The organism is Arcticibacter sp. (genome assembly GCF_053551015.1).
Genome location: NZ_JBMQOB010000006.1, coordinates 154,749 through 164,446 on the forward strand (window position 1 = coordinate 154,749; position 9,698 = coordinate 164,446).

14 protein-coding genes are annotated in these 9,698 nt (G+C 48.3%); 10 read left to right on the forward strand and 4 right to left on the reverse strand.

Annotated elements, in window-relative coordinates; translation table 11 throughout:
- Positions 1-4 precede the first annotated feature (4 nt).
- From ACO1NU_RS02805 to ACO1NU_RS02835, 7 genes are all read left to right on the forward strand, one after another.
- Positions 5-442, forward strand: a complete 438-nt coding sequence (locus ACO1NU_RS02805; RefSeq protein WP_448816934.1) for a DUF1573 domain-containing protein — start codon at positions 5-7, stop codon at positions 440-442.
- Between the two features lie 8 nt (positions 443-450).
- Positions 451-765 carry a preprotein translocase subunit YajC gene (gene yajC / locus ACO1NU_RS02810; protein WP_448816935.1) on the forward strand — a complete coding sequence of 105 codons (315 nt, stop codon included), beginning with the start codon at positions 451-453 and terminating at the stop codon, positions 763-765.
- A gap of 71 nt (positions 766-836) precedes the next feature.
- Positions 837-1,778, forward strand: coding sequence for a hypothetical protein (locus ACO1NU_RS02815; protein WP_448816936.1), 942 nt, complete (start codon positions 837-839; stop codon positions 1,776-1,778).
- Positions 1,779-1,782: 4 nt separating this feature from the next.
- The gene (gene coaE, locus ACO1NU_RS02820) at positions 1,783-2,388 is read left to right on the forward strand and encodes a dephospho-CoA kinase (RefSeq protein WP_448816937.1); all 606 of its coding nucleotides are present in this window, start codon (positions 1,783-1,785) and stop codon (positions 2,386-2,388) included.
- A complete protein-coding gene (locus ACO1NU_RS02825; protein ID WP_448816938.1) occupies positions 2,375-3,316 on the forward strand; it encodes an MBL fold metallo-hydrolase in 942 nt (313 codons plus the stop codon). Before coaE ends, ACO1NU_RS02825 begins: the two co-directional genes overlap by 14 nt.
- Positions 3,316-3,474, forward strand: coding sequence for a DUF5522 domain-containing protein (locus tag ACO1NU_RS02830; RefSeq protein ID WP_448816939.1), 159 nt, complete (start codon positions 3,316-3,318; stop codon positions 3,472-3,474). Before ACO1NU_RS02825 ends, ACO1NU_RS02830 begins: the two co-directional genes overlap by 1 nt.
- A gap of 10 nt (positions 3,475-3,484) precedes the next feature.
- The gene (locus ACO1NU_RS02835) at positions 3,485-3,934 is read left to right on the forward strand and encodes a MarR family winged helix-turn-helix transcriptional regulator (RefSeq protein ID WP_448816940.1); all 450 of its coding nucleotides are present in this window, start codon (positions 3,485-3,487) and stop codon (positions 3,932-3,934) included.
- A gap of 13 nt (positions 3,935-3,947) precedes the next feature.
- On the opposite strand, the gene ACO1NU_RS02840 is transcribed toward ACO1NU_RS02835, so the two are convergent.
- Genes ACO1NU_RS02840 through ACO1NU_RS02850 form a run of 3 tightly spaced genes read right to left on the reverse strand, consistent with a single transcriptional unit; the run spans position 3,948 to position 5,954 of the window.
- On the reverse strand, positions 3,948-4,661 hold the full coding sequence (locus tag ACO1NU_RS02840; RefSeq protein ID WP_448816941.1) for a ZIP family metal transporter: 714 nt from the start codon (positions 4,659-4,661) through the stop codon (positions 3,948-3,950).
- Complete coding sequence (locus ACO1NU_RS02845; RefSeq protein ID WP_448816942.1) at positions 4,643-5,224, reverse strand: phosphatase PAP2 family protein; 582 nt, start codon at positions 5,222-5,224, stop codon at positions 4,643-4,645. Before ACO1NU_RS02845 ends, ACO1NU_RS02840 begins: the two co-directional genes overlap by 19 nt.
- On the reverse strand, positions 5,217-5,954 hold the full coding sequence (locus tag ACO1NU_RS02850) for a class I SAM-dependent methyltransferase (protein ID WP_448816943.1): 738 nt from the start codon (positions 5,952-5,954) through the stop codon (positions 5,217-5,219). The genes ACO1NU_RS02845 and ACO1NU_RS02850 overlap by 8 nt, the downstream gene beginning before the upstream one ends.
- Before the next feature lie 151 nt (positions 5,955-6,105).
- Here ACO1NU_RS02850 and glmM point away from each other — a divergent pair, with 151 nt between their 5' ends.
- The 3 genes from glmM (at position 6,106) to ACO1NU_RS02865 (ending at position 9,164) form a co-directional block, all read left to right on the forward strand.
- Positions 6,106-7,494, forward strand: a complete 1,389-nt coding sequence (gene glmM / locus ACO1NU_RS02855) for a phosphoglucosamine mutase (RefSeq protein WP_448816944.1) — start codon at positions 6,106-6,108, stop codon at positions 7,492-7,494.
- 12 nt (positions 7,495-7,506) lie between these two features.
- Entirely contained in the window at positions 7,507-8,631 is a 1,125-nt protein-coding gene (locus ACO1NU_RS02860; RefSeq protein WP_448816945.1) for a cysteine desulfurase family protein, read from the forward strand.
- Positions 8,632-8,726: 95 nt separating this feature from the next.
- On the forward strand, positions 8,727-9,164 hold the full coding sequence (locus tag ACO1NU_RS02865) for a hypothetical protein (RefSeq protein WP_448816946.1): 438 nt from the start codon (positions 8,727-8,729) through the stop codon (positions 9,162-9,164).
- Between the two features lie 83 nt (positions 9,165-9,247).
- On the opposite strand, the gene ACO1NU_RS02870 is transcribed toward ACO1NU_RS02865, so the two are convergent.
- Positions 9,248-9,698 (reverse strand): acetyl-CoA carboxylase carboxyltransferase subunit beta (locus ACO1NU_RS02870; RefSeq protein WP_448816947.1); only part of this gene is annotated, 451 nt, incomplete at its 5' end.

Genomic DNA, 9,698 nt, shown 5'->3' on the forward strand with positions numbered 1-9,698 from the left:
TTATATGAAAAAGCTTTTTATCATCGCCGTTGCCGGACTTGCAATCAGTTTATCTGCATGCAACAGCAACAAAACATCTGAAGGAAATACTCAGGATTCGGTGGCTGCTGATTCTGCAGGCAACGCCACGATCGTTTTCGAAGAAACAGAATACGATTTCGGAAAGATCACCGATGGAGATAAAGTGTCTCACGACTTCAAATTCACCAATACAGGTACCAGTCCGCTTATCATCTCTAATGCTTCTGCAAGCTGTGGCTGTACGGTACCTGAGTATCCGCATGAGCCTATTGCTCCGGGTGCGAGTGCGATGATCAAGGTTGTTTTTGACAGCTCTGGTAAAGTAGGTCTTCAAAATAAACAGGTGATTATCACGTCTAACGCGGCAACACCATCCACTGAACTTTTCATGAAAGGTGAAGTTCAATCATTAACTAAATAAATTTTAAAATGACAGTATCAATCTTATTGCAAGCTGCGGGTGCGTCTCAGTTCATGAGCTTCCTGCCAATGGTGTTAATCATCATCGTATTTTACTTTTTCATGATCCGTCCGCAGATGAAGAAAGCGAAAGACCAGAAGAAGTTTATCGAAGAGCTGAAAAAAGGGGATAAGGTGATCACTTCTGCAGGTATCCACGGCAGAATCATTGACATGAACGAAACGTCTTTCCTTATAGAGGTAGAAAGCGGCGCGAAGATCCGCTTCGACAAGTCGGCCATCTCGCTTGACGCTTCAAAAGCACTCAACGCAGTTAAGGCTTAGAAATTTTGGAATGCCGTCTTTTAAGACGGCATTCTGCTTATTAAGGGAAGTTTGTTATATCTTTATCGATTATGCCCTTGATAACACTGAATCGCACGGAAAGACGCCGTTTAACTGTTTTTATCAGCTGTTTAATCGTTGCGTTTGCCACCTGGATGATGATCGCGTTATCGGGTAATTATGTGTACATGGTTGATTCCAAAATCAACTATATCGATCCGCCTGAAAACCGGGCATACCATCCGCTACAAGACGACAGCGTATCTTTGCGCATTGAAGGCTCCGGCTGGCAGTTACTCTTTTCGCGGCTTCGTTTGCAGCCCACTGCAATTAATGTGAGCCTCCGCTCCCTCAGCACGCGCAGCTTTATCGTTTGCTCCAGTCAGTTGGCTGATATCAACAAGCAGTTCAATTCCAGTCAGCGGGTCATATCCATCCTCCCAGACACCTTATTCTTCGACTTTTCGAAACGCTCGGTGAAGAAAATCCCCATCCGGCTGATGCATAATCTGACATTTGAGAAGAACTATGGTATTTCGGGACCTATCAGGATGACGCCTAATCATGTGATCGTAAACGGAGCTACAGAAGACCTGAAGGGCATTAGTGCCTGGCCCACGAATATGCTCACCCGGAATGAGGTAAGTGCGCCGGTAACGGCAAAGGTGGGCTTCATGGAGTCGAAAGCGAACAATATTGATGTTTTTCCCTTGTCAGTCAAGGTGGAGATCCCGGTGGAAATGTTTACGGAGAAGATTGTGGAGGTCCCGGTAAAAGTGCTGAATGCAAAAGGCAGGGAGGTGCAGGTCTTACCTGAACGGATCCGGGTTACGGTGCTGACGCCTCTAAGCAGGTATCCGGCTATTAAGGCAGATTCATTTGCGGTCTCGATCGATTTGAGCGACAAGAGGGAAGCCGGCTATTCGCAACTGCCTGCTAAGGTAAAGCGTATCCCCCAGTTCACGAAGATGGTGAAGGTGGACCCCCAGGTCGTCGATTTCTTTATTAAATAATCAAATGCTGAAGATTGGTATAACCGGAGGGATCGGCAGCGGGAAAACAACCGTATGCCGTTTATTTGAGCTTTTAGGCGTGCCTGTGTACTATGCCGATGTGCGTGCGAAGATGCTGATGCAGACAGACGAAGAGCTCATTGCCGGCGTCACAAAAGCCTTTGGTGAAGAGGTATATGCGGGACAAACGCTCAACAGGGCTCTTTTAGGCTCCATAGTTTTCAATAATGCCGGCTTGCTTGATGTTCTGAACGGCCTGGTTCATCCCGCGGTCTTCCGTGATTTCGACAGGTGGGCACTGCAGCAGAAGGGGCCTTATGTGTTGAAGGAAGCAGCCATCTTGTTTGAGAGCGGATCGGCAAAAGACTGTGCATATACAATCCTGGTGAAGTCGCCTCCCGAGCTGCGAATTGCCCGCGTCATGTCGCGCGATGGCATCAGCAGAGAGGATGTGATGAAACGCATCGATAAGCAGATGAGCGACGAAATGAAAGAAAAGCTGGCAAGCTTCGTCATTATGAATGATGAGATGCATCTGGTCATCCCGCAGGTTCTTGCCTTGCATGACCGATTTACTGATTTAGCATTAACAACTCATGATATTACCTGATTTCCTGGCTTTCAAAGAGTCGGGATTATATTGCCGGGCCGGCGATTTTTACCTGGACCCGAAGCTGCCCGTGAAGACGGCGGTGATAACACATGCCCATGGCGATCATGCCTGTCCGGGGAATGAGCTGGTTTACTGTACGCCTGCTACAGCAGCCATTATGGAGCTCCGGCTCAGGAAGAATGCGGCGAAGCAGTTCCGCACCTTCGGTTTTCACCAGCCTTTCTCGATCGGCGGGGTGAAGATCACGATGATTGCCGCAGGGCATATCCTCGGGTCGGCGCAGATCCTGATGGAGTATGAGGGCACGCGATACCTGTATACAGGTGATATTAAGATGCAGGAGGACCCAACCTGTGAGCCCATCGATGTGGTACAAGCAGACGTACTCATTACTGAAACCACGTTTGCTAATCCGGATGTGCTGCATCCCGATCCGGCAGAAGAGATCAGCAAGCTGAATGCCTCTAATCACAACGTGTTGCTGGGATCATACTCACTCGGGAAGAGCCAGCGATTGGTAAATCTGATCACGCGATACTGTCCGCAGCGTTCCGTTCTGCTGCACCACTCGATGGTCGGCATTACCAAATTATATGAAGATTTCGGGTTCAATCCGGGCAATTATGCCCCATATAACCGGAAATTGATGAAATACCCCGACAAAGGGTTTGTTTATATTGTTCCTCCTCTTACATTTGACTGTTATTTCAGAGCAAAGGGCGTATTGAGGGCTTTTGCTTCCGGCTGGAAGCGACTGCAGGCTCAGAATGATCTTTCGATTTATATATCAGATCATGCGGACTGGAGCGACATCCTGAAATATATAGAGGCTGTAAAGCCTTCGGAAGTATGGACCCTTCATGGGGACGGCGAGCACCTGAGAAAGCATTTTTCGGGAGTGATGCCGGTTAAACTACTATCCTGATGTTGGAAGAACAGAAGGACTATTATTTTAATGAAGAAGGGTTCATGGTTTTCACGGCTGAATATCATCAGAAGAGAGGATACTGCTGCAAAAACAAGTGTTTACACTGCCCATGGAATTACGGACAATCAGAAAACGAAAAGAAGATTAACCGTTAATTGAAGAAAAATGGAATTAGAGAAGGAAATCCATCAGGTAAGATTTAAGAACGACTATCACAAATTGGTTGTTAATATGATCTATTCTTACAGCTGGGTTACCGGGCTGGTAAAGGAGCGCCTGAGTACTGAACAGGTTACATTGCAACAATATAACCTCTTGAGGATACTGCGCGGTCAGTACCCGAAGGCTTCGACCATTAACCTGATCAAGGAGCGGATGCTCGATAAAATGTCGGATGCCTCACGGATTGTTGAGCGACTGGTTCAGAAGAAGCTGGTGACGCGCACAGTCAACTCACACGACAGACGGGCCGTAGATATCCTGATCACACAGAAGGGTCTGGATGTGCTGTCATACCTCGATCCGGTGGTCACACCAGTAGATATCCTGAGCAACAATCTCTCGGAAGAAGAGTGCAGGCAGCTGAATATCTTGCTGGATAAGCTGCGGGGCTAAGCTCTGCATAGCCCTAGTGCAGGAAGAATCCTGCCAGGGCAATTGCCGTACCACTCAGTACGGCGATGAGTTTGCGCTTATTGAAATGATGGTCGACACTTGATTCGAAGAGGATGGTGGTGGATATATGGAGGAATATTCCGATTACCACGGCCATGATCCTGTCAAAATAGGCGTCGATATCGCCAATTGAACCATTACTGATCCCGTTGCTAAGCAGGTATCCCAGAGGAGACATGAGTGAAAACAGCACGATCATCGTGACGATCATGTTCTTGCTTACCTTGTTTTGCATAAGTACGCTGGCAAGGGCAAAAGCGGCAGGGATATGGTGCAGGGCAATACCGAACAGCAATTCGTTCTGATGGCCTTGTGTAAGCGGCATTCCTTCCAGGAAGGCGTGCAGGCAGAGGCTGACCATAATCCCGTATGGGAAATGATGATGGCCATGCGTGGCACTGTGCACGTGACCGTGTTCGATACCGTCTGAGAATTGCTCCAGAATAATCTGAAACAGGAAGCCTCCAAGAATGAAGAGCCCGATATTATGATCATGAGCCTCGTAAACCTCGGGAATCAGGTGCAGAACGGTGATGGCAAATAGATAGGCGCCACTGAAGGATAACAGCAGCTTTATTCTTTGAGTATTTTCTTTTTGAAAAAAGAAGATACTCATCCCGCCAACGAAGCAGCTGGAGAAAAGTACTATCAGCTTCCAGTATTCCATATTTGTTTCATGTAAAGAGTGAGGAAGGTAGAGCCCACGACATAGCCCACCAGAGATCCTAAAAGAGCCCCTACAGTGACATCTATCGGGAAGTGGACACCTACGTACACCTGAGCGAAAGAAATGCTAAATGCCCATCCCAGAGCTAGCGGAATTATCGGCTTCCAGCGGTGTGCAAAGACAACGATCAGGAAGACGCCGATAGCGAAGTGATTGGTAGCATGGGAGGATGGAAAACTGAAGCCCCCTCCGCAGTGCACCAGCGAGCGGATATCTTCCCTGAAGCCTATTTCGTTGCAGGGCCTGAGCCTTTCGAAGATCGGCTTGATCATGGATGCACTTACAAAATCGCTGATGGCGAAGGTGATGAGCAGGAAGATGACGCAGATCCATCCGAATTTCTTGTAGTGACGCGCCAAGAAGACGATTAGAAAGAAGTATAGCGGTATCCAGAAAAATCTGTTCCGGAGCAGGGGCATGATCCAATCAAAGAAGGGATTGGCAAGCCCTTGGTTGATACCCAGAAATGCCTGGTGATCAAGTTGGATTAGCTGGTCAAACATCTGCTTTTTTGCAAATAAATATTAATCGGTCTGATGTAGTTTCTTCGTATTCTGACAGAGAGTAGTCGCCGTAGTGATGCACCACCTCAAAGCCGCTTTGTTTAAAAAGCCTTTGGAAGTCGGCGAGCGAAAAAGCAACAACTTCTTCTTTGTATTCGTGTGCGTGCCCTTTGTCTTCAAAGTTAATGGTTTTGATGATCTTACCATTTTCCACACGCTTGGTAATATGGAAGGTAATGCCATCGATTTTCTTCGTTGCCTTAGAAGTCAGGTGGCTTAATATCTTGCTGCTGTTGAAATAGTCGAGGACAAGCAGGCCATCAGGATGCAGCGACTTACGGAAAGCTTCGAGGGCTTTGATATGGTCGGCCTCCGATTCGAAGTAACCAAAGCTTGTAAAAAGGTTAAGTGCCACATCAAAGTAGTTGATATACAAGAGGTGGCGCATGTCGTGCTCGTAAAAGTGCAGCTTTTCGTTTTCGAAGCGCTTGGCGTAAATCACGTTGGAATGCGAAAGGTCAATACCTGTCACATCGTAACCTTTTTTGTTGAGGTAAATGGAATGCCTGCCTCTGCCGCATGCGATGTCGAGGATCCGTGCATCAGGATGGGGTGTGAATCGGGAGCAAAGGTTGTCGATAAAGAACTCGGCCTCAGAATCGTTGTGCTGACTGTAAAGAACGTGATAATAAGGAGAGTTAAACCAGCTTTGATACCATTTATCGGGCATATCGTAGAATTTACAATTTGCAAACTTACATATTTTTTAGCTCTCGCTAATTACCGATGCTAAAAGGGCTTAAGCATCTTCCGGGGCCGGGGATATGTAAGTCGAATTAACTGTTTTATTCTTATTTTTGGCGCACATAAAAAAACTTATCGTGACGCTAATAAAATCAATTTCAGGAATCAGAGGTACGATCGGCGGCAAGTCAGGCGATGCGCTTACCCCTGTAGATATACTTAAGTTTACCGCTGCCTACGGCAAGTGGATAGCACAGAAAACAGGAAAGAACAAAATCGTGATCGGCCGGGATGCCCGCATCTCGGGTGAGATGGTTCGCAACCTGATTGCCGGTACATTGCAGAGCATCGGGATGGATGTGATAGACCTCGGTCTTTCCACGACGCCGACCGTGGAGGTAGCTGTACCTGCAGAAGGAGCAGGAGGTGGCATCATCATCACGGCAAGTCACAACCCCAAGCAATGGAACGCGCTAAAGCTGCTGAATGCTTCGGGCGAGTTTATCAATGATCAGGAGGGCAAGGAAGTTCTTGAGCTTGCTGAGACCATGGACGATCTGGATTTTGCCGGTGTGGACGAGCTGGGTACCATCACGATGAACGATACTTACCTGCAAAAGCATATCGACATGATCCTGGCCTTGCCAATGGTGAATGTGGAACTGATCAGAAAGGCTCAGTTTAAGGTGGCGATCGACTGTGTGAACTCTACAGGTGGCATCTTTGTGCCTGTCCTGCTCAGGGCGCTCGGTGTTGAAACGATCCATGAGCTGTATTGTAAGCCTGACGGACATTTTCCGCATAATCCTGAGCCGCTGCCCGAGAACCTGGTGGCACTGTCGCAGGAGGTAGTGGCGAAGCGTGCTGATCTGGGTATTGCCGTGGATCCGGATGTGGACCGTTTGTGTTTCATCTGTGAAGATGGTGCCGCCTTTGGCGAGGAATACACGCTGGTTGCTGTAGCCGACTTTGTGCTGAAGAAGCAGGGAGGTAATACGGTTTCGAATCTCTCATCAACAAGGGCGCTGCGTGACGTGACCGAGCGGGCAGGACATATCTACCAGGCAGCCGCAGTGGGAGAGGTGAACGTGGTGACGAAGATGAAGGAAACCGGGGCGGTTATAGGTGGTGAAGGGAATGGCGGGGTGATCTTCCCTGAGCTGCACTACGGCCGTGACGCGCTGGTTGGAATCGCTTTGTTCCTGACGCATCTGGCGGAATCCGGACAGAAGGTGTCGGAGTTGCGTGCGTCCTATCCGAGCTACTTCATCTCGAAAAACAAGATGACGTTGACGGCGGAAATGGATATAGATGGTTTGCTTAAAAAGGTTCAGGATAAATATATTGATCATCCACATTCAACGATCGATGGATTGAAGATTGAATTTGGCAGTGAGTGGGTACATCTGAGACGGTCGAATACAGAGCCGATCATCCGGATCTATTCAGAGTCTTCATCAGAAGAAAGTGCAAATGCCCTGGCGAGCAGGTTGATTGCGGATATGAATGCCCTGTTAGGGTCTTAATTAATACGATAAATGCGAGTGTACTTAGACAATGCTGCGACTACTCCGCTTGATGCGGAGGTGTTGAAGGAGATGACATCGGTAATGGAAAGTTGTTTCGGAAACCCGTCATCCATTCACGGTCACGGCAGAGAGGCGAGGGCGCTGGTGGAGCGGGCCAGGAAAACTGTGGCCGGCTTGCTGAATGCGGCGCCTTCCGAGATTTTTTTTACTTCCGGCGGGACGGAAGCGGACAATACGGCCATCCGGTCGGGCATTGCCAGTTACGGGATCAGGCATGCGGTGACTGCCAGGACAGAGCATCATGCTGTACTGCATACGCTGGAAGATCTGGAGCGAAGCGGACAGATCAAGCTGAGCTATGTGAATATCGATGAGAAGGGTAATGTAGATCTGAACCACTTGGAGGAGCTTATCTCACAGGAGAAGAGCTTTGTTTCGCTTATGCATGCAAACAATGAACTAGGTACGCTGACGGATATTGAAGCTGTAGGGGAGATATGTGAGCGACATGGCGCACTCTTTCATTGCGACACGGTACAGTCTATGGGTCATTACCCACATGACGTGCAGAAGCTGAAGGTTCATTTTCTGGTATGTGCGGCGCACAAGCTGCACGGACCAAAAGGAGTGGGCTTCCTTTATATCAATCATGCGGTAAAAGTTGCACCGATGATCAGCGGAGGTTCACAGGAGCGGAATATGCGGGGCGGTACGGAGAATATCTACGGTATCGCGGGACTCGCTAAGGCGCTGGAAATTGCATATAGGGAGATGGATGCCCACCATGCACATATTCAGGGCATCAAATCTTATATGAAGGAGCAGCTGGAGACCATTCCGGGAGTGACCTTCAACGGTGAAACAGATCCGTCTAGGAGTCTTTATACCGTTTTGAATGCTTCTTTTCCGGAGATGGAAATGGCTGATATGTTGTTGTTTAATCTGGATATAGCCGGGATCTCGGTGTCGGGAGGAAGTGCCTGCAGTTCAGGAACGAATATCGGTTCGCACGTGCTTGAAGCCATCGGTGCAAATCAGGAAAGACCGGCCATCCGCTTTTCTTTCAGCAAGCTCACGACACGTGAGGAGATCGACTTTGCGGTTTCGAAATTGAAGGCTGCTCTGGGGGTATAAAGGCGCAATGCTTTTGTAATATTTCCTTTTTCTCCAAACAATGTACCTGTATGCGATTGTTAGTAAGAGTGTTAAACCTTTAAACTGATTTATCTATGGAACTATTTGAAGAAAAGTATCAGGAAAGAGAGCGAATAGCAGAGACCTATTCTGGACCTGAAGACGACGACGATATAATGCCTCTTGACGACGACGAAGACAGCGATTTCGATCTGGACGCTGACGAGATAGACGACGACGATGATATTATTGCCGGTGATCCGGATCTTGATGACGATGACGACGATGATCTGATCGCGGATGATGATCTGACCGGCGATGAAGATTTTGCCGATGACGATGATATTATCCTCGATGATGACGACGACGATGAGGATATTGTGCTGGACGATGATGATGAGCCGACCACGGCGACAAATGCGCCTCAGCATCTTAATTCGCCCAATACAGGATTTTCATCTCGTGTGGAATCCCGCCAGTCGAGTCCCATAGTAGGGCACGAGCCGGGAACCGGGCCGGGAGGAGACCTTTAAACGTGTGTAAAAAAATAAACCCCGTCTGCATCTTTTGCAGGCGGGGTTTATTTTTGTTGCAGGCTTATGAATGCTGCTGTATTCTAGTTGTTCATCAGGCTGATGAAGCTGGAGATTCTCTCCTTCATTTCTCTGCGGTCAACGATGAAATCAAGGAACCCATGTTCGAGTACAAACTCGGAAGTCTGGAACCCTTTTGGAAGGTCTTTCTTGATGGTTTCTTTGATGACGCGGGGGCCGGCAAATCCGATCAGTGCTTCAGGCTCGGCGATGTTGATATCACCCAGCATTGCGTATGAAGCGGTAACGCCACCGGTTGTAGGGTCGGTAAGCAATGAAATGTACGGGATCTTCGCTTTGCTAAGCAGCGCCAGCTTGGCTGAAGTTTTCGCCATTTGCATCAATGAAAAGGCTGCTTCCATCATCCGGGCACCTCCTGATTTGGAGATCATCATGAAGGGGATGCGGTGTTCAATGCAATAGTCGATCGATCTTCCGTTCTTCTCACCAACCAGGGAACCCATAGAACCACCG

What these genes read in the sequence shown, in the direction of transcription:
- ACO1NU_RS02805 (WP_448816934.1), top strand. Translation starts at nt 5, where the DNA reads ATGAAAAAGCTTTTTATCATCGCCGTTGCCGGACTTGCAATCAGTTTA.
- yajC (WP_448816935.1), top strand. Translation starts at nt 451, where the DNA reads ATGACAGTATCAATCTTATTGCAAGCTGCGGGTGCGTCTCAGTTCATG.
- ACO1NU_RS02815 (WP_448816936.1), top strand. Translation starts at nt 837, where the DNA reads ATGCCCTTGATAACACTGAATCGCACGGAAAGACGCCGTTTAACTGTT.
- coaE (WP_448816937.1), top strand. Translation starts at nt 1,783, where the DNA reads ATGCTGAAGATTGGTATAACCGGAGGGATCGGCAGCGGGAAAACAACC.
- ACO1NU_RS02825 (WP_448816938.1), top strand. Translation starts at nt 2,375, where the DNA reads ATGATATTACCTGATTTCCTGGCTTTCAAAGAGTCGGGATTATATTGC.
- ACO1NU_RS02830 (WP_448816939.1), top strand. Translation starts at nt 3,316, where the DNA reads ATGTTGGAAGAACAGAAGGACTATTATTTTAATGAAGAAGGGTTCATG.
- ACO1NU_RS02835 (WP_448816940.1), top strand. Translation starts at nt 3,485, where the DNA reads ATGGAATTAGAGAAGGAAATCCATCAGGTAAGATTTAAGAACGACTAT.
- ACO1NU_RS02840 (WP_448816941.1), bottom strand. Translation starts at nt 4,661, where the DNA reads ATGGAATACTGGAAGCTGATAGTACTTTTCTCCAGCTGCTTCGTTGGC.
- ACO1NU_RS02845 (WP_448816942.1), bottom strand. Translation starts at nt 5,224, where the DNA reads ATGTTTGACCAGCTAATCCAACTTGATCACCAGGCATTTCTGGGTATC.
- ACO1NU_RS02850 (WP_448816943.1), bottom strand. Translation starts at nt 5,954, where the DNA reads ATGCCCGATAAATGGTATCAAAGCTGGTTTAACTCTCCTTATTATCAC.
- ACO1NU_RS02860 (WP_448816945.1), top strand. Translation starts at nt 7,507, where the DNA reads ATGCGAGTGTACTTAGACAATGCTGCGACTACTCCGCTTGATGCGGAG.
- ACO1NU_RS02865 (WP_448816946.1), top strand. Translation starts at nt 8,727, where the DNA reads ATGGAACTATTTGAAGAAAAGTATCAGGAAAGAGAGCGAATAGCAGAG.